The organism is Colwellia meonggei, assembly GCF_057537295.1.
The window spans coordinates 72010-96804 of sequence record NZ_BAAJLZ010000005.1 but is presented as its reverse complement, the minus strand read 5'-3'; the positions used below and the strand labels follow the sequence as shown (position 1 = coordinate 96804).

The window sequence follows — 24795 nt, the reverse complement described above, 5'->3', positions numbered from 1 at the left end:
AAAAAGCCTGAATACTTAAAAAAGTAATCAGGCTTAAAATACAAAAGATTAAACAGCTTCAGTGTTTATTTCATACTAGAACTAAACAACTACACCTTTTTAAAGATCAGCGAGCCGTTAGTGCCACCAAAACCGAATGAATTACACAGCACGTACTCTAAATCTGCATCACGGGCCGTATGAGCTATGTAATCTAAATCACAGCCTTCATCAGGGTTATCTAAATTGATGGTTGGTGGAACTGCACCATTGGCTAATGCCTGAATACTAAAGATAGCTTCAACGGAGCCAGCTGCGCCTAATAAATGACCGGTCATTGATTTAGTCGAGCCGACCATAACATTTTTAGCATGATCACCAAAAACCGACTTCACAGCATTTGTTTCAGCAATATCTCCTGCCGGTGTCGATGTACCATGTGCGTTAATATAACCAATTTTAGCAATATCAACTTTAGCATCGTTAATAGCATTTTTCATTGCTAATGCCGCGCCCGCACCATCAGCTGGAGGTGATGTCATATGATAAGCATCACCACTCATACCAAAGCCTGAAAGCTCGGCATAAATTTTTGCACTACGCGCTTTAGCGTGTTCATATTCTTCCAACACCAGTACACCAGCACCATCACCTAGCACAAAACCATCACGATCTTTGTCCCAAGGTCGAGAAGCTTGTTGAGGTGCATCATTGCGTGTTGAAAGTGCTCGTGCAGCGCCAAAGCCGCCCATACCTAAGGTAGTCGAAGCTTTTTCCGCACCACCAGCTACCATAGCATCGGCGTCGCCATAAGCAATCATACGCGCTGCATGGCCAATATTATGAACACCACTAGTACAAGCCGTAACTATTGAGATATTAGGACCTTTCATGCCAAACATAATTGATAAATGCCCAGCAATCATATTGATAATGGTAGAAGGAACAAAAAATGGTGATAACTTGCGAGGACCACTTTTTAATAACTTGGCATGGTTTTCTTCAATAAGACCTAAACCACCTATGCCTGAACCTACGGCAACACCTATACGTTGCGCATTTTCATCTGTAATTTCTAAGCCGGAATCCTTAACCGCTTGTACACCAGCGGCTACGCCATATTGAATAAACAGATCCATTTTTTTGGCTTCTTTACGAGCCATATAGTCTTGAGCATCAAAATCTTTAACTAAACCAGCAAATCGCGTTGGATACTGTTCAGTATCAAAATGCGTAATATCTGAAATACCACTTTTGCCAAGTAATAAATTTTGCCAGGTTGATTCAGGGCTGTTGCCTAGTGGGCTAAGCATGCCAAGACCGGTAACTACAACGCGTCTCATGAGATGTGCTGCCTCCGATAGAGTAGAATAATAGCGGTTGTTTTATTTTTGCTAACTTATCGCTTAATTTAACTTAAGCAATAACCTGCTTTTAAATATTTTAAAACGGTAAAAACAAATCAGGCGGTAATTAAACCGCCTGAAATCATCAACATTCGTTGTTATTACTGGTTAGCAGTAACGTAATCGATTGCTGCTTGAACTGTTGTGATTTTCTCAGCTTCTTCATCTGGAATTTCAGTATCAAATTCTTCTTCCAACGCCATTACTAATTCAACAGTGTCTAAAGAGTCAGCACCTAAGTCATCTACAAATGAAGCTTCAACTTTTACTTCGTCTTCACTTACACCAAGTTGCTCAATAGTAATTTTTTTTACGCGTTCTTCGATAGTACTCATTTTTTTTCCTTTACTAGAAAATACAATTTTTCAAAATTGTGTGTAGTTTATTCGTCAAAAGCCAACCATGCAAGCTTCTAATTTTACTTTCTCGCTGGTCTAACCTCTTGACTGTTTATAATTTATTCGAATTTAACACAAAGTCGCCCAAAAGCGAACACTTGTTAAACCATGTACATTCCACCATTTACATGTAAGGTTTCACCCGTAATATAAGCGGCAGAGTCAGATGCTAAAAAGGCTACAGCATTAGCTATTTCTTCTGGCTTACCTAAACGGTTAGCAGGAACTTGTGCAAATATGCCTTCTTTTTGTTCATCTGTAAGTGTTTGTGTCATATCGGTATCAATAAAACCTGGCGATACTGTATTTACTGTAATACCACGAGAAGCAACTTCACGCGCTAATGACTTAGTAAAGCCAATTAACCCCGCTTTAGCAGTAGCATAGTTTACTTGACCAGCGTTCCCCATAGTACCAACAACTGAACCGATGTTGATAATACGACCATGACGTTTTTTCATCATAGAACGCAATACCGCTTTGCTAATCTTAAACACTGATGAAAGGTTAGTATCAATAATATCGTCCCACTCATCATTTTTCATGCGCATCATAAGGTTATCACGAGTAATACCGGCATTATTAACAAGGATATCAACGGCACCATGGTTCTTCTTGATCACATCAAACATAGCACTAATTGAATCATCATCAGTAACATTAAGCACTAAACCGCAGTTTTCACCTAAATATTCACTAATATTTGCTGCACCGTGCTCCGATGTAGCGGTACCGATTACTGTGCCACCTAAGGCTTTTAATTGAGACGCTATTGCTTTACCTATGCCGCGACTGGCACCGGTCACTAATATGACCTTTCCTTCTAATGAAAACATATATTATTACTCTACTGATTCTAATGCTTTAGTTAATGACGCACTGTCATTAACAGATTGACAACTAATGGTTTTGTCGATGCGTTTTAATAGGCCTTGTAGCACTTTACCTGGACCTGCTTCAATAGCTTGCTCGACGCCTTGCTGTGCTAAATATTGAACTATTTCTGTCCATCGTACAGGGCTGTATAACTGTTTAATTAATGCAGTTTTAATAGCCTCTGCAGATGTTTCAATCGCAACATCAACATTATTTACTACAGAAATAGTTGGTGAATTAAATGTTACGTTGTTAAATTCTTCAGCTAATTTATCAGCAGCGTCTTTCATTAATGCACAATGAGACGGCACACTAACAGGCAAAGGTAACGCTCTTTTAGCACCAGCTTCTTTACATAGCTCCCCTGCACGTTCTACCGCTGCTTTATTACCGGCGATAACAACCTGTCCAGGTGAGTTAAAGTTAACTGCAGAAACTACCTCGCCTTGTGCCGCTTGCTCACAAGCTGTAATTATTTTTTCGTCTGCTAAACCTATGATGGCATACATTGCTCCAGTACCAGCTGGTACCGATGCTTGCATAAACTCGCCACGTTTCTCTACTAACCTAACCGCATCAGCAAGTGAAAAAACACCAGCACATACTAACGCTGAATATTCACCTAAACTGTGCCCCGCTAATATTGCAGGTGCCGCTGATGTTGACGCTTGCCATAAACGCCAAATTGCCACACTAGCAGTTAAGAGTGCTGGCTGAGTGAAATTTGTTTGGTTTAACTTTTCAACAGGCCCCTGTTGAATTAATTGCCATAAATCGTAACCTAAAGCTTCTGATGCTTCAGTAAATGTACTTTGTACAACGTCATGCTCAGCAAAGTCAGCTAACATAGCTAATGACTGTGAACCTTGACCAGGAAAGACAAACGCTAAATTGTTTTGCATTGTTAGACCTAAATTATATTAAAATTTAATTTTGTGTAGTATCGGCTATTAGTCCAATACTGAAGTAATTAGTTCAGAAAAGTTAAACATATCTTAAAGCCATGCCATTAATCTTTATGACAAAAGTTATGCTCAAGCTGATCTTTAATTTTTATTGGTACTTGTCGCTCTACTTCCGTAACAGCTTCTAAAATAGCAGTATAAAAAGCGGTAACATTAGCGTTACCATGGCTTTTAACGACAATACCGCGCAATCCTATCAAACTTGCACCGTTATACTGGTCGGGGTTCATGGGTTTAAACAGTTTTTTTAACGTACTTGATAATAATTTACCTAAAATTCGTGCTAAAAAATGTTTTTTAATGATTTCTTGTAACTGCTTATAAACCATTCTTGCCACACCTTCACATGTTTTCAGTGCAACATTACCGACAAAACCATCGCAAACGATTACATCAGCTTTATTAGTAAAAATGTCATTACCTTCAATAAAGCCAATATAGTTAATCTCTTCGTTGCGTGATAAATAGCTCGCCGTTTGTTTGATATGATCGCTACCCTTATTATCTTCCTCACCCATATTTAATAAGGCAACTTTAGGGTTCTCAATGCCATCCACTTCTTTCGCCATTACAGAGCCCATAATAGCAAATTGATACAAAACGCTTGAATCGCAAAAAACATTCGCACCTAGATCCAACATAAAAACATGCTTTTTACTATTGTTTGTTGGCAGTGCGGAGATCAAAGCTGGGCGCTCAACTCCTGGTAATGTCTTTAACACAAAATGCGCCATTGAAAATAACGCACCAGTATTGCCCGCACTAACACATGCTTGAGCTTGCTCGTCATGCACCAAATCAAGTGCTTTACGCATTGATGATTGTTTTTTATTACGAAGAGCAAATACCGGTTTGTCATCCATTTCAACAACTTCTGTTGTTGGGACGATAGTAATTCTTGAATGAGGGTAGTAATTATTTTGCGTAAGTACCTCAACAATGACATGCTCGTCACCGCAAAGTATTAAATGCAGATGTGGTAAATTTTCTACTGCAAGTATTGCAGCAGGAAGCGTTACAAGGGGGCCTTGATCGCCCCCCATAACATCTAACGCTATGGTTAGATTAATCAAAATAATCGTTACAGATTACTTATTGATTACTTTAACACCTTTGTAAAAGCCGTCAGCTGTTACATGGTGACGACGATGAGTTTCACCAGATACTGGATCTGTTGATAAATGCTCTGCCGTTAATGCGTCATGTGAACGGCGCATGCCACGTCTTGAACGAGACTTTTTGCTCTTTTGAACTGCCATTGCCTACTCCTAAAAATTCGGTTATTAGCTAAAATTAACTACTTAAGTTTTTTCAATACATCAAATGGATTCGGTTTATCTAGCTCTTCCGGCAACTCACCCCAAACACTATCAGCCGGAGACTGACAATCTTCAATGGAGTGCCTTGGAATTAATGGAATTGCAAGTAATAACTCGTCTTCCACTAACTCTCGCAAGTTAACTTCACCATTTTCATCTAATTCAATTGCGTCATAATATGACGGCAATTCAGCTTCAGCATCAGCGTCTTTCACCGGACTAAAAGTGAAATTCACTTCTAATGCCAAATCGAACCCTTCAGTACATCGCTGACAAGTTAATGTAACCGTTGCCGATGCTGTGCCTGATATTGCTACCAAACCCTGTTCATCCACACTAAAATTAACATTTACTTGCACTTGCTCACTTCGTGCTTCACACACAGCAAGCAATCTATTCATCCCAGATACTTCAAAGTATCCGTCACACACTAACTTTCGTTGCGCGCTTCTAGATGGGTCTATCGTTATCGGGAGTTTAAGATTTTTCATAAGGCGCGCATAATAAAGTGCCTATCGGCTTGTGTCAAAAGAAAAATAGCTAATTTTGTTTAAAAACTCAAGATAGCCCATATATTAACTGCAATCTGTTTATATTTTGAGTGATATTAATGAAAAAGCTAATTTTAGGCTCTACTTCCCCTTTTCGTAAAGAAATTTTAACTAAACTAAACATCCCATTTGATTGTGCCAAGCCTAATATAGATGAAACTGCCTTAGAAAATGAATCTCCAGTTGAACTTGTTGAAAGGTTAGCCATTGAAAAAGCAAAAGCGGTCGCTACCGATCACCCTGATGCATTAATTATAGGTTCAGATCAAGTTGCCATGTGTGATGGAGAAGTTCTTGGTAAGCCTCATAATTTTGAAAATGCTGTAAAACAACTAGAGAAGTTCAGTAACAAAACTGTTGTCTTTTATACTGGTCTATGTGTTTATGATAGCGGTCTCGATTACACTACAGCATTAATAGAGCCGTTTTTAGTGCACTTTAAAGAGCTTTCACTAACAGAGATTGAAAATTACTTACATGCGGAACAGCCGTACAACTGTGCAGGCAGTTTTAAAAGTGAAGGCTTAGGTATTTGTTTATTTGAAAAGCTCGAAGGTAATGATCCGAATACATTAATAGGTTTACCTTTAATAAAGCTGGTAGAGTTATTAAAACAACACGATGTGGATGTATTAGCAGAGCAATAATTAAACGGCTTTAATGACCAATAAAAAAGATAGCGCCTTTATTTACTAATTGCCTGCTTTCTTGTTATGGCATCATGCAATAATTGCTGCCTATAAAAAGCCCGACTTAAATAAATCGGGCTTCTTCTATCATTCTAAAAATAATTTAGCTAAAGATAGCTTGAAGCTCTGATAAAGAGTCAACAATCGCTTTCGGCTGATATAATGCTAGAGTTTCTTTATCATGCACGCCGTAAGTTACACCAATGCTGTCAACACCAGCTCGACGAGCCATTTCTAAATCATAACTTGTATCACCTATCATAATAGCTTTATCAGCGGAAATTGATAATTCAGCTAAAATACTCTCTATCATTTCCGGATCTGGCTTAGATAAAGCTTCATCTGCACAACGGGACGTATGAAAAAAGTGTTTGGTATCACTTAATTGCCATACTCGTTCTAAACCGTCCCGTGCCTTTCCTGTTGCCACTGCTAACAATTTATTATTACCACGTAATAAAGCTAACAAATTAATTGCATCACTGAATAAAGGCGTCGGTGTTTTATCAACAGCAACATAATGATGCTTATATTGCGCTATAACTTCTTCCGCCTGTTGCTCATTGCAATCTGGAAATAAAGTGGTAACCGCTTTAGGTAAACTTAAGCCTATAATATTTTTAACGCTATCAGCACTTGGAGTAGCTAATTCAACTTCTTTCGCTGCTGATTGCATACATGAAACAATACGTGCCACCGAATCCATTAAAGTGCCATCCCAGTCAAAAATGACCAGTTCATAATTATTCATATAATTACCTAACCTTTATTAATGTTGCGCTTTTGTTAGTTTTGATAGCAGTTTTTCTAATGACGGCTCTAACGGTGCTTCAATTTTAATACGCTCATTACTTAATGGATGGGTAAACTCAATACTCGCAGCATGTAAAAATAGGCGCTTTAGCCCTAGCGTTTTCATTTCTTGATCGAAATCTTCATGACCATATTTTGCATCACAAGCAATGGCATGACCTTTTGTCTGACAATGAACACGAATTTGATGAGTACGGCCTGTTACCGGAAAAGCTCTTACAAGTGTGGCGTTTTTATAATGCTGAATAACTTTATAGCGAGTTTCAGACTCTTTCCCGTTAATGTTATCAACCACCACTACACGCTCACCTGATTTTAAATCATTCTTCTTCAAACTTTCAGTAACACGAGTTAATTTATTTGACCAGCGCCCTTTAACTAGCGCATGGTAAAATTTTTGGACGGTTTTATTTCTTAATTGCTCATGAAGGTTGCGCAATGCTGAACGTTTCTTAGCAACAACTAAACACCCTGACGTGTCACGATCAAGGCGATGAACTAACTCTAACATCCGAGCATCAGGACGAAGCGCCCTTAAAGCTTCAATTAAACCAAAACTTAAACCACTACCACCGTGAACTGCCATACCTGAAGGTTTATTAATAACAATTAAACGCTCATCTTCAAACAATATTTGTTTTTCCAAATTTGCCACAACATTTAATTGCGTTGACACTTCATTGGTATTTTCAGCAACACGAATAGGCGCAACGCGAATGATGTCTTCATCAACTAATTTATATTCAGGCTTTTTACGCTTTTTATTAACACGTATCTCGCCTTTTCTTAGTAAGCGATAAATCATGCTTTTTGGTACACCTTTTAAGGTTTTTAGCAAAAAATTATCAATACGTTGTCCGGCATCTTCACTATCTATCGTAAAAAATCTAACTTGAGGTTTTGGGCTATCGGTCATAAGGACTATACAATGAACATTAATTGCCGACAGTTTACCATAGTTTTTTTGCTTTTCGGGCAATTAAAAGCTCGATTTAATTGGCTTATCTGGAAATAAAGTGTGATAATAGTGTGGTTACCGCTATATTTTAGCCGTAATGATTAAAAAGGATGCTTTAAGCGAAACGTAAGAGGCAAAATGCGGCCACGTTAATATGAAACAGTTTGAAAATCACTTTTATAAGTGTTCAGTGTTGAGATATTAAATGTAAGGCCTATTGCGAGATTGACGCGAGTAACTTGTCAAAAACAACGCATAAACATATTGTCCGGCGCAATAAAGCGATTATGTAATTAAACAGGAAATACAAGTAAATCTTTATTGTTAATTGATTAGAAAACACGATAAAACTATCGAACTAACATTAGCAATAAACTTGATTTCCTGTTGCGCACAGCACACTGGCTGAGCACATAAAGAATCAATTTCACTAAGGTGTATAACACCTTAGTTATATTAGACAATCAGAATTTTTAACAGCTTGCTGCGTAATATGGCGCAGGAAGATTGACACCCGTGAGGCTGACAAAACGCTGTTACCATAGCGATAGATTACTTTGTGTTTTAGGCAATGGTGTGTTGTGACTAAAAATGAGTCACACAAACTATGAAACGTATGTTAATTAATGCTACACAGTCAGAAGAATTGCGTGTAGCACTTGTTGATGGCCAACAACTTTACGATTTAGATATCGAAAGCCCAGGTCATGAACAAAAAAAATCAAATATCTATAAAGCTAAAATCACCCGTATCGAGCCGTCTTTAGAAGCTGCTTTCGTTGATTACGGCGCTGACCGTCACGGTTTCTTACCAATGAAAGAAATCGCTCGAGAATACTTCCCTAAAGGCTATAGTTTTCAAGGTCGCCCTAACATTAAAGAAGTGTTGCATGAAGGCCAAGAAGTCATTGTACAAATTGATAAAGAAGAACGTGGTCAAAAAGGCGCGGCCTTAACCACATTTATCAGTCTTGCCGGTAGCTACTTAGTATTAATGCCAAACAACCCTCGCGCCGGTGGTATTTCACGCCGTATCGAAGGTGACGAACGCACAGACTTAAAAGCCTCATTAAGTAAATTGGCTTTGCCTAAAGGTATGGGCTTAATTGTTCGCACCGCTGGTGTTGGCAAAGATTATGAAGAGCTAGAGTGGGATTTGAATGTTTTATTACACCACTGGAATGCAATTTCAGAAGCTGCCGCCAGTCGCCCTGCTCCATTTTTAATTCATCAAGAAACTAATGTTATTTTACGCGCCATTCGTGATTACTTGCGCCGTGACATTGGTGAAGTATTAATTGATCGCCCTAAAACTTACGAAAGCGTTAAAAAGCATATCGAAATTGTTCGTCCTGACTTTTTAAGCAAAGTAAAACTTTATACCAATGACGTACCATTATTCACACATTATCAAATTGAAACGCAAATAGAATCAGCGTTCCAACGTGAAGTTCGTCTTCCGTCAGGTGGCTCAATTGTTATTGACCCAACTGAAGCTATGACTTCAATTGATATCAACTCCGCTCGTGCCACTAAAGGCGGTGATATTGAAGAAACAGCTTTTAATACTAACCTTGAAGCCGCAGAAGAAATTGCTCGTCAGTTACGTTTGCGTGACTTAGGTGGTTTAGTGGTTATCGACTTTATCGACATGACCCCAGTGCGTCATCAGCGTGAAGTAGAAAACCGTATGCGAGACGCTGTTCGTCAAGACAGAGCGCGTATTCAATTGGGTCGTATTTCACGCTTTGGTTTGCTTGAAATGTCGCGTCAACGCCTACGCCCTTCTATTGGTGAAACCAGCCAAGGTGTATGTCCACGCTGTAACGGTACTGGTCATGTGCGTGGTGTTGAGTCATTAGCATTGTCGGTATTGCGTTTAATGGAAGAAGAAGCCATTAAAGATAATACCCAGCAGGTTCAAGCTCAAGTACCAGTGCCAGTAGCTACCTACTTATTAAATGAAAAGCGTCGTTCAGTATTTCATATAGAGAAACACCATAGCGTACATATTTTGATTATTCCAAATCCAAATATGGTCACACCACAATATGAAGTAGTTCGCGTAAGAAAAGACGAAAGTATTGAAGAAGCTAGTTATGAAGTAGATGTTAAGCAAGCAGCACCGGAAGAAGCTGTTATGCCTAAGTTTGATAAAGAAGCTAGCAAACGTGATGAACCACTATTACAAGGAATGTCTGCGCCTAAGCAAGCACCAAAGCAGGCTGCGACTCCACAAGTTAAAGCAGAGAGCACTGTTGAATCTAAAGGTCTATTTTCAGGTATTGTTAGCTGGTTAAAGTCGCTATTTACGACTGAAGAAGAAGTTAAACCCGTAGCGCCTAAAAAACCACAGCGTAACAATAAAAATGGTGAGCGCCGTCAACAACGTGGTCGCCAAGGTCAACGTCGCAACAATCGTAACGATAATCGCGGGGATAACCGTTCAGACAGTCGCAATAACGCACGTAACGACAAACGCAAGCAACAAGACGCTAATGACGTAAAAGATAACAAGCAAACTAAAGCGGCTAAGCCACAGAAAGAACGTGTGCAGAAACCGAAAGAAGAAAAAGTTGCTGAGCGTCGACAACGTCGTAATAACCGCAAGAAAGTTCGTGTTAATAACAATGAACAGGCTGCGATTAATACTGACAATAAAAATACGGCGGTGACAACTCCTGCAACTAAAGAAAAGCTAAAGCAAGAGAAGGCTGTTACAGAAGAAGTAGCTAAAAATGTAGAAGGCGCTAATGTTGAGCAATCTGCGAGTAAAACGAAGGAAGAGCAACGTCCAAGAAGCCGCCGTTCTCCTCGTCATATGCGTGCACACGGTCAACGTCGTCGCCAAAGTGCTGAAGTTGTTGATGCTAAAGCTGAAATTACTGAAGATCCAGTAACAACGCGTTATCCTGAAAAACAACACGTTAACTCTTTTGATGAAGCTAACGAAGCTAAGCCAGTAACTGAAGCTGTTATACAAGCTCCTGCTGAACAGGCAGAGACTCAAGCGCCAAAAGTGGACGCTGAAGTCACTAACGAATCTGTTAATGAAGTTCAGCAGAACTTACCTTTTGATGAGCCAGAAGTAACTCAGGAAACCGTAAAGGAAGAAGTTGAAGTAGCTCAAAGTGACGTTGAAGAGACTGTTAGCACCGTTTCTGAAACTGAAATAAAGGAAACGCCGGTCGTAGATACAGCAGAAGTAAAAGTTGTGGCGCCAGTGGTTGAGACAACAACTGAAACTGTTGAAACCGAAGATACTAGTGAAGTTATAGCAACTCAAGAGTCAACAGAGAAAGAAGCTAGCGACAATGTTGTGAATACCGATCCGGTAGATGAAACTCCAGCGGTCGAGGAAAAATCTGACAATACAGAGAAAAAACCGAAAAAGGTGCGCGCTAAAGTTAAAAATATTAAGCGTAAAGTAAAAGCTGAGTCAGGAAAAGCGCCAGGAAAAGCATCTGCTCCTATGACTAAGCCAGAAACTATCATCAGCAACGGTACTATACCTAAAGATTTTGTTGCTAGTGAACAACGTCTTGCGCATAGTAAATCTGAAAAGTCAGCATTAATCGCACATGTAACTAGCCGTCATTCTGCTGGCCCAACAAAACCAAGTTTGGATTAGTTGATTAGGTAATATAGAAGTACATGATATAAAAAGGCTAATTGCAGTATGCGATTAGCCTTTTTTATTACTATTTTTACATGATTTAACTTTCAGCAAAGTGAGGGGTTATCAAACTCTCCTCACTCGTTTGATAGGCGCTTAATAAGTCCATCACTGGCGTCTTCAACCAAATCTAACACATATTGAAAACCTCTAGCCCCCCCATAGTAGGGATCAGGTACTTCGGTATCTTCAAAATTTTCGGCATAATCTAAAAATAATTGTATTTTATTACTGTATTCTACGGGAGCCACTTTCATTAAATCTTTAACATTTTGTTCGTCCATAGCTAATATCAAATCAAATTGCTGAAAGTCTTTTACAGTAACTTTACGAGCCTTTATTTTATCAAAGCTATAACCGCGAGCTACACCCGCTTTTTGTGCTCTATGATCGGGCTTTTCTCTGGCATGTGAGCCTATGGTCCCTGCTGAATCTATCGTCAAAGACAAAGATTTGGCCTTTTGACGAAAAACAGCTTCAGCACTAGGCGAACGACAAATATTGCCCATGCAGACAAAAAGTATTGATTTTACGGCCGTTATTTCAATTGTACTATTCACAAATAAGATCCTAACTGTGCATTAAAAGTTTTCAAATAACTGTTCATGTTACTGAGAGTTTATATTAAATGACTAACTAGTGAATTCAAGTGTAGATGTCATATGCAATGAAAATATTTCTTAGTTTAATGTCCTTAAAACTAATAGTACTTACATATTTATTGCTACTAATTTTGCAAACTAAAATTTTTCTTTAACTATCTTTAAAAAAGACTCTTAAACTGCCACTACTATCAGTATTTCTGCTACATTATATATATAGAAAATATAATGATTTTTGATAATTACAAATTTAAATAGGTAACTTTTTTGCAATTCTTTAATGTGAGTAAATGGCTCTTCACAACATTAATTTCTTTAATTTTAATAGTCGTTCTCTATCACTTAGTGAATATGGTAAACACTATAGATAAAAAAAATATAACTGAGAAAAACAGCTCTTTTAGCATTATAAGCAGTTATTACATTGATAAAAGCCATGACACTAAGCTTGATTCTATATTAAGAAACGCTAACTTTATTAACAGTAAATTAGATCAAATACCTTATACGTTAGCTGAGCAAAGTTATTGGGTTAGATTAACAGTACGGTACCCTATTCCATCAGCGCTCACATCAGATGAAAGCACTCAAACGATTACTCAGCCTCCACTAAAAAGTAAGGTTGAGAATAAGCTTATATTGATGGCCGAGCATAGTATGCTGCAGATATTCGATGTTTATCGTTTAGATGTACTAAATAGTTCAGAAAAGATATTTTCTAAGTTGCCGCAACCAACAGATACTGCAAAACAAGTATACCCTTATGCACAGTTACAGCTCAGTCCCTTTGGCGAAAGTAATTTTCTCATTCATGTTAGAAATTCGGGTCCACCAAATATCCCATTGTTACTATTTAAGCCTGCAGAATTTGAACAACGTTTAATGTTTTCTCAACTTGTTTACGGGGCGTTTATTGGCATATTACTTATTATGGCCATTTATAATTTAGTATTATTTTTTGCCGGAAAAGACAAAGTATACCTTTTATATATCAGCTATTTATTGTCAGCATTTTTTGTTCTGTCATCACTTACAGGTTACGGATACTTTTTATTTTCTCGCAATATTATGATGCTGCTGAATCAATATCTGATCTTTATTGATTTTCTTCTGATCATTTCTTTATTACTGTTTACAGTATATTTTTTAAGGTATGAGCGTTTAAATCATTGGGCATATAAATTATCCATTGCCATTACCGTTGCCCTCGCTAGTATTGCCTTATACTCCTTATCACTGGATGAAATAGCACAAACAAAAGTATTTTTCTCACTACAGCCATTATTTTATGTACTTGCCCTTTATTTAATTATTAACCGATTAAAGAGAGACTTTTCTTGGGCTCGCTTTTATTTTCTGTCTTGGGTTCCACTATTAATTGGAGCTGCTATTCAGCCAATGGTTTTACTAAATAAACTTGAATATAGTTTTTTCACTCGTAACGCTTTTTTATTTGCCATCATGGTAGAAGTTACGTTTATGGCATTTGCACTTGCAGAGCGAATCCGTCGCAATGAGAAAGAAAAACTTAATATGATTGCATATCACCAAAGTAATCATTTACCTAGGAAAACTAACCTAGATCACACCATAAAGCTTTTGCTTGAAAGTAATTCAGCCAAGCTAACCGTTGCAGTAATCAAGCCTGAGCAATTCAATCGCATAGAGTTTTATATCGACGAAGCTACACGAATTAAGTTCTTTCAAAGTCTTAATCAAAAACTATCATCTTTATTTCGCTTTAATGATGCCATACTTCAGATTACAGACCAAAAAGAGAAACTTTGCTTTTTAGAAAGTAACAGTTTGGCATTAGTCATTGACAATAACATCAATCAACAAGACATGACCCTAATTGTTCAATCAATCCAGGAAGTTGCCAGTAAGGTATTTTATCTAAAGGAATTAAACTTGCCGTTGTCTGCTTATGTTGGCTTAGCAAACTATCCAGAGCATGGTAACTCAAGCGACGCATTGGTTGAGAATGCTTGTCAGGCAGCAAAGAGCGCTGAATTATGTCAAAATAAATGGCAGCTTTACCGTGCCGATATCCACCAGGACTCACCTTCTTCAATGCAACTGGCAATTGACTTGCAAAACGCGATAGAAAATCAAGAATTCGAATTGTTTCACCAACCGCAAATCGATCTAAAAACCAATAAAGTGTGTAGTAGTGAGTGTTTATTGCGTTGGCGACATAAAACTTTAGGCTATGTTTCCCCTGAAATGTTTATTCCTATTGCTGAAGACTTTGGACTAATGCCAACACTTACCTTATGGATAATTGAAACAGCCTTGCAGCAGCAGGTGTGTTTATCTGAGAAAACAGGCCTCAATCATATGGTTTCAATTAATATCAGTGGTAAAGACCTTATTCAGCCGAGCTTTTTAACGGATGTGTCTGAAATTATTCAACGTAGTGACATCAAAGCTGAAAAAATCATTTTCGAGTTAACTGAGTCAATTTCTTTTTCACAAGACAGTATTGCAATTCGAACTATCGAAAGGCTTATTGATTTAGGTATAACTATTAGTATTGATGACTTTGGTACGGGCTACTCCTCAATGTCACAAATTAGTCACTTACCTTTTCAAGAATTAAAAATTGATCGAGAATTTATTGAAGATGTATGTAGTGATCATAAACGAAAAATTATTGCAGAAACTACTGTAAGGATGGCAAAAGGGTTAAATTTAGAAGTTGTTGCCGAAGGTATAAACAGTGAACTAGATGAGAAAACCCTAAGACAATTTGGCTGCGATATTGGCCAAGGCTATTATTATGCTAAACCAATGTCGCACGCCGATTATCTAAATTGGCTTAATGAGTTAAGTAACGGCCAAATACCAGCGAGCCTAGAAGGTGAGTTTATTCCAGCAGATAAATAGCAAGTAGATTAAAACAATTGATTTTCTAATGTTTTGCCATTAATTAACTGTGCATAATGCCAATTGTTTTTCTGCAATAAAGCTAACAACGCCACTTCAATATCAATATTGTTGTGGTTCGAGTTTATCGAAATAAGATATTCTCTGTCTTGGGTGACAGCTACATTTATAACATCAGGAATTGTCATTAATGCTGGTGTTATATCAGCATGACCTTGTTTCATTCTCAGCGTAATAAACCTTTCATCAGTACTAGTATTTAATTTTTGGTGTTGTTTAAGTTGTCCAGACTCCAAATAAAGTACAGTTTCACATAAGCGCTCAAGTTCACTTAAATCATGTGAACTCAAAATGAAGTTTACTTCACTGGCATGTTCCGCAACAATTGCTCGTATTTCTTTAGCGTTAATAGGGTCTAATCCCGCGGTTGCTTCATCTAACATAACAATTTCTGGTGAGCCTAATAATGCTTGTGCAATAGTCGCCCGCTTACGCATGCCATGTGACAATTCACCAGGGCAACTATCAACGACGTCTGATAAACCAACCATTTCTAATACTCGTTGAGTATCTTTTCTTGCGTTAGCATTACTCATTCCCTGTAAACGAGCATAAAAACTTAACTGAGAAGCAATTGAAAAACGAGGATCTAACTGAGCATCCTGTGGTAACGCGGATAATCGTCCAAATAATTCGGCACTTGCAGGTTTATGGCCGAGAATTTTTATTGTGCCTGAGCTTGGTTGCATATAACCGCATAGCAAACTAAAAAGTGTTGTTTTACCCGCCCCATTTGGACCAACCAAAGCTACAGGTGCACCACGCGATAAGGTAAAATCAACATTTCGTAATGCTTGCTTTTCACCGTATTGTTTGCATAGATTTTTTACTTCAATAATCGCACTCATATTGCAGCCCTCTTCATTAATAGATGACTGACAATAAGCAATATAAGTGTTTGAAATAATGGTAACATATAATGGCTTCCGCCAAGATTGGTTTGCGCCAAAATGCTATTTATTTGTCCTCCTGGAAAAATTAAGTCTAAATATAAATTATGGCCAACTTGGTAATTTATAAAAGCAATAATAAGTGGACCTAAACCAAAAAATAAAATTGCCACAACGATAGCAAGCCTTGCTGAGCTAACCCAAGTGTTTAATAAGGACATTAACGCAATAAATGGCATCACTACTATCAGTAGCTCCAAAATCAATTTGACGCCAATAAAAGCACTTATAGCAAGCAATGCGCCATCCCGTACGCTAGCCAAAATGGTGGTAGCAACAGCTGTTAAAGTTATTAATATTGCGATAATGAGTAGTTGTCCTAAATATCGCCCAAGTAACAGCTCTAAACGTGTTGAACGCAATGATATAAACCTAAGAGTTCCCCGCTGCTTATCTGAACATATCTGGTCACTACAAACTAATAATGAAAATACCGGGAAAAAATAGACAGCAACTAACCAGTAAATAGCATATTCGGCTACTGGCCACTCTAACAATGCAGACAAACCTAGTGCGCCAAAAAGCTCAGAAGCCATACGTTCAAACGACGACGATGTCACTATTCCCGCCGCTGAGCTGACAAAATAATAAAGGATAATAAACCAAATAGTGGCAAAAGCCAGTAATGCCAATAAGCCACGCTTTGTACGAAACAACCGAACGATTTCGAAAATGATAATATGTGATAGTCTTGCGAAGTTAATATGCACGTGGCACCAATAAGCTTAAGTTTTGACTACCATAAAAGGAATATACTTAAAAAGCGAGCTTTATCATGGGGATATTATAACTTTCAACACAAGTTCTCTTGAACTTGCATTGAAAGTCTTCATTGCTGTCTAAATAACAAACTCTATTCGAGATACAGCATCAGCTGAGGTGTCAATTTGAGGTGTGCATAACAATAATTTAGCAGACGGAACTTGTAACTCTTCCACCATATGCGCTTTAAATAAATCTACCCTTTGCTGTGAAATAGCCTTTAAACGTTTTATGTTTGCTTCTAGATGTGCTTCATCTGCACTATGTACCGCAATATCAGCAGAAGTCGCTATTGCGCAAAGTTTAACATTGATATCAGCTTGGTCTTGCAGCATTACCGACATCTGTCGGCTAAACTCAATCTGCTCAGCATTTAATTCTACTTCAGTGGGCAAATAATTTAAGTCATTAATTCGTAACTTCAACGCATATTCACCTGCAGCCATCGCTACTTTCATAACACTCGCGTAAGGAACGAAAGTCGTCAGCAAATAATCTTTAGCAGCTGACATAGTCGCTTGTTTAACCAATAATGTTAAAAAGCCAGAAAAACCAAAAGATGGTGAACTCGTATCACCCGACAAAGGTACTGACAATTCTACATTACCGTCTGAATCTTTTAACATACCTAATGCCACATTAAACGGCACACTAGTTTGATCAGTAACAGTTCCTGTCTCATGATCATCCGCAGCAGTAAACTCTACTCCCCGTAACAATAAATCAACATCGCCATCAATTTCAGTGCCAATTAGACCAGCGTTAATGTTCACATCGAGTTGACCACTTTCAATCTCATATTTTAGCGCTTCTTTTATATAACTAGACACGCCAGGTAAACTCACTTCCTTTAAATTCGCGTCTACAGTAAAAGATTTTGACTCTGCAAATGGTTGACCTCGTCCATTTACAGTAAAGTTTGCATATTTATCGCTCTTACCCTGTAAATTAAATATACTTTCTAAATCAGGCTTTAGAGTGTCAATTGAGGCTAATGACAACTGGCTAATATTAATATTTCGCTCGTAATGTGGGTTCACGCTAGTGTCTTTAAAGTCAATAATCGCATTGTCGAGTAGTTTAAATTCACCTAACTTAAAGCCAAACATAGGCTCAGTATGCGCACCTTTGGTTTCAGTGCTGTTAGTTTGCTCACTCTCATCTTTTCCAGCAACAACTTCTACCACAGCAGTTTCACTTTCTTTATCAGTCAAATGAATCAAAGTTGAAAGTTGTTTATTCTCACCCAAGAATATATTGCTTACTAAGCCGGAAAGCGTAATATCTTGAATGGCAATCCCACTTGGCTGGTATTTAATATCGTTAATAGCAAGCTCTTGAAAAGCAGCTAAGGCCGGTAGTTCTTTTGTTTTACTTTCTGAAAACATGCCTTCGCTTACGTTTAAACGACTAACCGTCACATGCGGCCTATTTTCTTTCATCATTAACGAAATACCATTGAAGGCAATATTAGCAACCTTCACTAATGATTCATCGTTAATTTTTGTTTTGACAAAAATATCGCTAATGTCAGCGACAAAAATTGCATCTATGCTAACGGGTTTTTCAGGAGCTAAAGTAATAGACATGTCGTCACTTTGTATTTGCTTATGCGCAACATTAACGATTAAGTCGTTTTCTTGAACGGAGAAGTCATCAAGGGAAAGCAAAAGCTGATTAACATTCACTAAGGTTTTATCTGAGAATAATTCGACTTCTAACTTGTTCGAGTAGCTTAGATCCCCATTTAAAGCTTGTAGATTTTCTGGTAAAAATACTTGCGCATGATGCAACGCAAACTTTTCAATACTAACGCTAAGCTCTAACGAGCCTAACTGCTGAACTAACTCAGTATTAATTTCAACCTCTACTGGCGCTTGGTTAATTTTACTTTCCAATATCAACGCCAAAGATTGCTCTTTTTCAGAGAAAGCAAAGCTACTAATTGATAGTGAATCTATTTCAACTTGATGGTTTTTTCCTAAATGGGCAATATCAATTTTAGAATCAGTTAAATTAAAGTCAGGTAGCACTATTTGATACGGAAATTCTTTTTTAACTGTTGGCGTATCATTTTCTTGAGCAACTTCGGCGTCGTCTGTTGCTTTATTCATTAACTCAAAACCAGCAACCTTTAACGAGTTTTCACCAGTAATCACCGGAATATACATGCCTGTAATATCAAACTCTGCAATATAAATAGTGTCAAATAATAATTGATGCAAGTGTAACTCAACATCAAGAGCCTTCATTCTTAAGGTAATATCGCTTTCATGTTGCAGCTCTAAATCATTAACCGTCAAATGTGCTGTGAACGGGTTATAACGAATACTAGAGTTTGAGGTAAGAGCATAACCATTAGGAAGTGCATAATTGTTGGTAACATAACTTGTGATTATTGGAGACAGTACCCAAATTAAACAATAAAGGGTAAAAAAACTAATAGCTAAAAATTTACTTAAATTTTTGAGGTGACGCCTCATCTTATTTTCCTATAAATTACAAAATTCAAAATCTTGACTAAAACTGTTTTGATTAAAACTATTGATTGATAATTTAAATTTTTAATCATCCAAAATAAAGAAACCATCGCAAAATCTACGATGGTTTCTTAATACAACATTTATATTATTCAGGCTGTAATAAATCAATGAACTGCTGAGATTGCTCAATTGCCTTACTCATTTCGGCAACCAACGACTCAACATCACGTTTAATAGTTTTATATTCACCTTGCAGAGCGCCAATGGCTTGTGCATTTAAGTTATGTTTTAAATACAAGCTATTGTCCTTAAGTGCTGATAATACGGGCGCCATTCTATTTTTTGCCCTATGCATCGACTTAATCAAACTTTGATAATTTCGCTGTGTTTTTCGCAGTTTTTGCTGACTTTGCTGCTTCAAACTTGCACTTGAATATTGCTCTATTTCATTATTCCATTCATCGAACAAAGCTTCAGCAACATTCTCTATGGCAGTAATACGAGCAGCTACCTCTTCAGCTGATGATTTACTTGCTTCATATTGATCGTTAACCAACTCGTATTGCGCAGCTAAATCACCACCATCATAATTTATTAACTGTGAAAGTTGATCTAGTGCAGATTTGAATTGTTGTTGGGCATCTTGCTGAGCTGTTTGCGCATTTTCAACGCGGTCAAGCATAATATCACGTTTATGAACACCAACTTTTTCCATTGCAGAATAATACGCAGATTGGCAACCTAACATTAATGTTACTGTGAATAGCAAAGTAACAAGCTTTTGTACTTTTTTTACGCTAATTACATTGGCTATGGTCATGATCCACCCCCGCTTGTATAACGTGCTGCATCAATAATACACCAGATATACACTATCGGTAATAATATCCAGCCAATACCGACCCACATCAATGCCCCAGCAATTGTCCAAAATATAAAAAACAAAATGGCGGGCATAATGCGCCCTTGTACCAATTGCCCTAAACCAGGAATAAAAATACTACAAAGTGCCGCTAAAACATTACCACCAGAACCTTGCTGCGCCATGTAAACCTCCATGCGTTAAATTTTTGTTATTAAAATATCGTTTTATTGTCAACAGTATAACATTACCTTTATTTGTAATGCTTGTGGTTATTTCAAACCACCAAGATAAATTTATAAAAAATTTCTTATAGTTTATTAGAAATAAGGAGGCATTGTAGTAAAAGAGGTACTGTTCATGCTATATCGTTAAGGTTGAAGTAATTCACCCGAAATACTATAAAACAAAAAAGCCAAATGCATATGCATTTGGCTTTCCTTAATAATTCTATTTTCAGGTACTATGCTGAAAAATCACCCTTCTTTTTCTTCTGACTATATACAATACCTGCTAATGCCAAAAGCATAAGCATAACTGTCGTAGGTTCAGGTACGTCCGTTGGTGGTCTATTCTTTCTTGTCAATGCAAACGTATCGTGTACAGCATCATTATAACAAGACATTGCCCAACTCAATGATAATGACGTTGCCTTTTTAAAAGCATCAATGCCACCAACATTAAAACTAAAACTAATTTTTCCGGTATTTGCGCCTCCAGATACAGACCAAAATGAAGAAACAGCATTTTGTTCTCCACCTATAGTATTTCCAAATACTGAGCCTTTATCTCTTCTATAACCGTGATATTCTCCCGCTTTAGTGGTTCCGTCAATAGCATATAACCCACCCGCCTTTTCATTAGAAAGATTACTCCAATCAAATCGCGTTGCACTATTATTCATAAAATTACCAAGAGAAAATGCGTAATTATAACCAGAGTCATTACCTTTATTGGCACCAATAAGTAAATCACCAAAAATTATATTTTTGTTATATTGTCCTGATGCATGGTAATTATTTTCCCAACCATCTTTTCTAGCAAAATTAGTAAACACATCAACAGTTATCGTATCATCAGATGCCCAATTAACGTCCATTTGATTTATATTATACAAATAGCCATTACTTGATGTTCCGCCTTGACCTCTATCCGCCGTATCATCTACCGAAACAGTAGAGCCACCAACAGTAATATCTGTGGCGTAAATACTTGTACTAGCCAATAGCGTAGTTAAAGCTAATGTTTGTAAACCTTTTTTAATCATCGACATCATAATATTCCAATTATATGTTGTTACAACTTTCAACCGTATAAAAATTTGAATTATCTATTTTCACAAAATCATTAAGCAAAACATATACCAAACACAAAAAACCCAATTCAAACATACACTTAAATAAATTTTCATGTTCATTTTATTTTAATACTTTACCCATTGTAAAAATATTCGACATTCAACTTTCACATGTTTAACAATACTTTAACACATATAAGTAAAAAGTCTTACTTGTAGATATAGATATTCACCTACTGCTTATCGTTAAGTATTAAAATATATACAATAATTTTAATTTATCTGGCTTAGAGAACTAAAAGTTATTAACATATTTATAAACTAGGATTTTTCGTGTAAATCAGCGTTAACGCCAATAATATTGCTAAGGTCTAAAAATGAAAAAACTCTCCTCTGACACTATTTTTTTATCAAATAGTAGGAAAAATCCAATAAAAGCTATTGGCTCTATTGCCGTGCTACTGAGCGCTCTCTCACTACATAGCTATGCAAATGAAGCGGTAAACCAACAGTATGAAGATGCGCTTATTGCTTTTCATAACAATAAGATTGACACATCAATAATTCATCTTAAAAATGTTTTGCAACAACAAAGCGATCATTTGCCTTCGCGAATATTATTAGCTCAAGCGCTGTTAGCACAGGGAAACGGCGATTTAGCTGAAATTGAACTTAATAATGCGAAAGCAAACAATGCGGATAAAAACCGTCTAGTAACATTGTTTGCCCATGCCTATTTATTACAGCATAAGTACGATGAGGTTATTCGGATAACTAAAGCAGGTAGTCGTGGCACTAAAATTGAAACTGAGCTACTTGTTTACAAGGGCCAAGCTCAAATCGGCCAGAAGCTTTATCGCTCTGCAGACATTACCTTTGAAGAAGCTTTGATTTTAGCGCCTAAAAACCAGCTAGCTTTACTTGGTCGAGCTCAAATTGCACAGATATCCTCGAAACCTCAGCAAGCATTACAATTTATCGAACGCTCTCTTGCGCAACCAAAACCGTTTATTAATGGTTGGATTATGAAAGCCAATATTTTAGCTCAACTAGGTAAACAAAAAGAGGCATTAGTAGCGATTGATAAAGCAATAGAAATTGATCATAGTCATTTTGCAGCCTTATTAACCAAAGCTATGTTGCATATAAATTTGAGTGAATACGCACTTGCTGAACCCCACATCGATATTATTCTCAGCGAAATACCGAATGAACCACGAGCGGGCTATCTTAAAGCATTAATTAATGCAAATTTAGATAATTCTTCTGACCAATCAGGAACAAAGAAACTCACCGAAGTCATCACAACTTTGGCAGCTGTGCCAGATGAAATTATGAAAACAACACCTGATTATTATTACTTAGCAGGGTTAACTAATTTTCAATATGGTAATTTATTGGATGCGAAGCGGTATATAGAAAAATATCTAACTTATGTCGATTCACATCTAGATTCTATTCGCATGATCGCACTAATAGAATTACAAACAGGTAGCGCAATTTCTGCAAAGAACTTGCTAAAAAAAGCTAATTTAACTCATCCAAATAATGTTGATATTTTAACCTTACTCGGTATGACATACTTGCAATTAAAAGACGCAAATAAAGCAGAGAGTTATTTTAAAGAAGTATTAAAGATCAACCCTAATTCTGAGCGAGGTATTAGTAATCTCGCCCGTAGTAAAATGCAATCAGGAGAGTATAAGTCGGCAATTGATGCGTTGCTGACTATTAAGAATAATGAAGTAAATAGTATACAAGTAAAGCTGCTATTAATTGATTCATTCGAAAACAACCAAGATATAGATAAAGCAATTTCTATCGCCCAAGAACTAATTACTCAATACCCGAACGATAGTTACTTTCAACAACGCATTGGCTCACTTTACGGCTGGAACAATCAGTTTGCACAAGCACAAGAAGCTTTTCAAAAAGCATTAAATTTAGATAATACAAATATCGCTGCTATCGTGCATTTAGCTAGAATGGACATTATTAAGAAAGACTATGTAAAAGCTCGTAGCTTCTTACAGGATAAGCTTGAAAAATTCCCACAAAACCCGCTTATTATGGCTGAAATCTCAGATACATACTTATTTGAAGGTAATATAATAGAGACACTATCATGGACGAGTAAAGCATACGCTCTTGCCAATAATAACTACTATATTTTATCTAAATATGCCAACGCATTAACCCAAAGCGATCAGTTAGAAAAAGCGATAGAAACTGTTGATTTTTTTATCGGCCAAAATACTAATTCAGCGGGTGCATTAAGATTGATAGCACAACTTTACCAACAGCAAAATAAGCATCAACAAGCGATTTTAGCACTGCGCGACTATGTTAGAAAAGCCCAAGATAAAGTAGCTGCATCGATTTTGCTCGCTCAAGCACAAATTATTGCTGGCGATTCATCTGGCGCAATTCAGTCTTATAAAAAAGCGATTGTCGAAGATCAAAATTCAATACCTGCACATATTGGCTTAGTGAATTTAGTGATAAAAAACAAAGATGAATCATTCGCACTAAATTTAATTTCAAACATTAATAAATTAACAAACAGTAATAGCCTAGAACAAGTATTATTAGGTGATCTTTACTTAGCACTCGATAACACTAAAAAATCAATATCTCATTACTTAGCTGCTCTAAAAATTTCAGCACAAAAACAAGCCATTTTAGGCCTTTACCAAAGCTTTAAAAAAGAGCAAAACTTAGCATTAGCAATACCGTATTTAAAGCAGTGGCTAAAAAAGCACCCTAATGATTTAGTGGTAGAAATTTCTTTAGCGGATAGCTACAAACACGCAAATAAATTAGAGCTTGCTGCAACACAGTATGAGCAACTAATTTCAAACCACGGCAAGATGCCAATTTTATTAAATAATGCTGCCAATATTTACTTTGATTTAAATAACCATCAAAAAGCTCGAGAATATGCCAAAGAAGCCTACAGCTATTTACAAGATAATGTTGCAATTATTGACACTTATGCTTGGATTGAAAGTCGACTAGGTAATCACAAAGAAGCGCTTGCATTGTTTAGATATGCGCTAACCAAAGACTATGACAACGCTGAAATAAAGTATCACTTAGCAGTAACATTACAAAAACTACAAAGAGTAGATGAAGCCAAAGGTTACTTAATAGAAGCAGTTAATAGTCCCCAACACTTCTCCGAAAAGGCGCAAGCTAAAGCGCTATTATCAAATTGGTAAATTCGTTGAAATAATACTTTATAAGTCATTTCAATTTAC

Annotated in this window: 20 protein-coding genes; 4 read left to right on the top strand and 16 right to left on the bottom strand. The window is 37.0% G+C overall.

Annotation, left to right across the window (positions count from 1 at the left end; all coding sequences use genetic code 11):
* Positions 1 to 89: 89 nt before the first annotated feature.
* The 7 genes from fabF to yceD all read right to left on the bottom strand — a co-directional run bounded on the left by fabF (position 90) and on the right by yceD (position 5434).
* A complete protein-coding gene (gene fabF, locus AC27E9_RS13305; RefSeq protein ID WP_487130917.1) occupies positions 90 to 1322 on the bottom strand; it encodes a beta-ketoacyl-ACP synthase II in 1233 nt (410 codons plus the stop codon).
* A 164-nt stretch (positions 1323 to 1486) separates the two neighbouring features.
* The gene (acpP, locus tag AC27E9_RS13300; protein WP_077286054.1) at positions 1487 to 1720 is read right to left on the bottom strand and encodes an acyl carrier protein; all 234 of its coding nucleotides are present in this window, start codon (positions 1718 to 1720) and stop codon (positions 1487 to 1489) included.
* Between the two features lie 164 nt (positions 1721 to 1884).
* The gene (fabG, locus tag AC27E9_RS13295) at positions 1885 to 2619 is read right to left on the bottom strand and encodes a 3-oxoacyl-ACP reductase FabG (RefSeq protein WP_487130915.1); all 735 of its coding nucleotides are present in this window, start codon (positions 2617 to 2619) and stop codon (positions 1885 to 1887) included.
* 6 nt (positions 2620 to 2625) lie between these two features.
* Positions 2626 to 3561 (bottom strand): ACP S-malonyltransferase, encoded by a 936-nt coding sequence (gene fabD / locus AC27E9_RS13290; RefSeq protein WP_487130913.1) that lies wholly within the window; start codon positions 3559 to 3561, stop codon positions 2626 to 2628.
* A 107-nt stretch (positions 3562 to 3668) separates the two neighbouring features.
* The gene (gene plsX, locus AC27E9_RS13285) at positions 3669 to 4700 is read right to left on the bottom strand and encodes a phosphate acyltransferase PlsX (RefSeq protein WP_487131314.1); all 1032 of its coding nucleotides are present in this window, start codon (positions 4698 to 4700) and stop codon (positions 3669 to 3671) included.
* A gap of 12 nt (positions 4701 to 4712) precedes the next feature.
* Positions 4713 to 4883 carry a 50S ribosomal protein L32 gene (rpmF, locus tag AC27E9_RS13280; RefSeq protein ID WP_487081764.1) on the bottom strand — a complete coding sequence of 57 codons (171 nt, stop codon included), beginning with the start codon at positions 4881 to 4883 and terminating at the stop codon, positions 4713 to 4715.
* A gap of 38 nt (positions 4884 to 4921) precedes the next feature.
* Positions 4922 to 5434, bottom strand: coding sequence for a 23S rRNA accumulation protein YceD (gene yceD, locus AC27E9_RS13275; protein WP_487130911.1), 513 nt, complete (start codon positions 5432 to 5434; stop codon positions 4922 to 4924).
* 119 nt (positions 5435 to 5553) lie between these two features.
* Here yceD and AC27E9_RS13270 point away from each other — a divergent pair, with 119 nt between their 5' ends.
* Entirely contained in the window at positions 5554 to 6141 is a 588-nt protein-coding gene (locus AC27E9_RS13270; RefSeq protein WP_487130909.1) for a Maf family protein, read from the top strand.
* Positions 6142 to 6286: 145 nt separating this feature from the next.
* Here AC27E9_RS13270 and AC27E9_RS13265 read toward each other — a convergent pair whose 3' ends face one another.
* Together AC27E9_RS13265 and rluC are read right to left on the bottom strand one after the other, a co-directional pair.
* Positions 6287 to 6934 (bottom strand): HAD-IA family hydrolase, encoded by a 648-nt coding sequence (locus AC27E9_RS13265; protein ID WP_487130907.1) that lies wholly within the window; start codon positions 6932 to 6934, stop codon positions 6287 to 6289.
* A gap of 18 nt (positions 6935 to 6952) precedes the next feature.
* Positions 6953 to 7912 (bottom strand): 23S rRNA pseudouridine(955/2504/2580) synthase RluC, encoded by a 960-nt coding sequence (rluC, locus tag AC27E9_RS13260; protein ID WP_487131312.1) that lies wholly within the window; start codon positions 7910 to 7912, stop codon positions 6953 to 6955.
* A gap of 649 nt (positions 7913 to 8561) precedes the next feature.
* On the opposite strand from rluC, the gene rne reads away from it, so the two are divergent.
* On the top strand, positions 8562 to 11585 hold the full coding sequence (gene rne, locus AC27E9_RS13255; RefSeq protein WP_487130905.1) for a ribonuclease E: 3024 nt from the start codon (positions 8562 to 8564) through the stop codon (positions 11583 to 11585).
* Positions 11586 to 11707: 122 nt separating this feature from the next.
* Here the strand turns inward: rne and AC27E9_RS13250 are convergent, their stop codons facing one another.
* A complete protein-coding gene (locus tag AC27E9_RS13250; RefSeq protein WP_487130903.1) occupies positions 11708 to 12190 on the bottom strand; it encodes a low molecular weight protein-tyrosine-phosphatase in 483 nt (160 codons plus the stop codon).
* Between the two features lie 393 nt (positions 12191 to 12583).
* Between AC27E9_RS13250 and AC27E9_RS13245 the strand changes: the two genes are divergently transcribed.
* On the top strand, positions 12584 to 15121 hold the full coding sequence (locus AC27E9_RS13245; protein WP_487130901.1) for an EAL domain-containing protein: 2538 nt from the start codon (positions 12584 to 12586) through the stop codon (positions 15119 to 15121).
* Between the two features lie 8 nt (positions 15122 to 15129).
* Here AC27E9_RS13245 and AC27E9_RS13240 read toward each other — a convergent pair whose 3' ends face one another.
* From AC27E9_RS13240 to AC27E9_RS13215, 6 genes are all read right to left on the bottom strand, one after another.
* Positions 15130 to 16029: an ABC transporter ATP-binding protein gene (locus AC27E9_RS13240; RefSeq protein ID WP_487130899.1), complete on the bottom strand. Its 900-nt coding sequence runs from the start codon at positions 16027 to 16029 to the stop codon at positions 15130 to 15132.
* A complete protein-coding gene (locus AC27E9_RS13235; protein WP_487130897.1) occupies positions 16026 to 16841 on the bottom strand; it encodes a hypothetical protein in 816 nt (271 codons plus the stop codon). Before AC27E9_RS13235 ends, AC27E9_RS13240 begins: the two co-directional genes overlap by 4 nt.
* 129 nt (positions 16842 to 16970) lie before the next feature.
* A complete protein-coding gene (locus AC27E9_RS13230; protein ID WP_487130895.1) occupies positions 16971 to 19376 on the bottom strand; it encodes a DUF748 domain-containing protein in 2406 nt (801 codons plus the stop codon).
* A 145-nt stretch (positions 19377 to 19521) separates the two neighbouring features.
* Positions 19522 to 20196: a DUF2959 domain-containing protein gene (locus AC27E9_RS13225; protein ID WP_487130893.1), complete on the bottom strand. Its 675-nt coding sequence runs from the start codon at positions 20194 to 20196 to the stop codon at positions 19522 to 19524.
* On the bottom strand, positions 20193 to 20423 hold the full coding sequence (locus AC27E9_RS13220) for a hypothetical protein (protein ID WP_487130891.1): 231 nt from the start codon (positions 20421 to 20423) through the stop codon (positions 20193 to 20195). The genes AC27E9_RS13225 and AC27E9_RS13220 overlap by 4 nt, the downstream gene beginning before the upstream one ends.
* Positions 20424 to 20701: 278 nt before the next feature.
* Positions 20702 to 21514, bottom strand: coding sequence for a PEP-CTERM sorting domain-containing protein (locus tag AC27E9_RS13215; RefSeq protein ID WP_487130889.1), 813 nt, complete (start codon positions 21512 to 21514; stop codon positions 20702 to 20704).
* 398 nt (positions 21515 to 21912) lie between these two features.
* On the opposite strand from AC27E9_RS13215, the gene prsT reads away from it, so the two are divergent.
* Positions 21913 to 24756 carry an XrtA/PEP-CTERM system TPR-repeat protein PrsT gene (gene prsT, locus AC27E9_RS13210; protein ID WP_487130888.1) on the top strand — a complete coding sequence of 948 codons (2844 nt, stop codon included), beginning with the start codon at positions 21913 to 21915 and terminating at the stop codon, positions 24754 to 24756.
* Positions 24757 to 24795 lie beyond the last annotated feature (39 nt).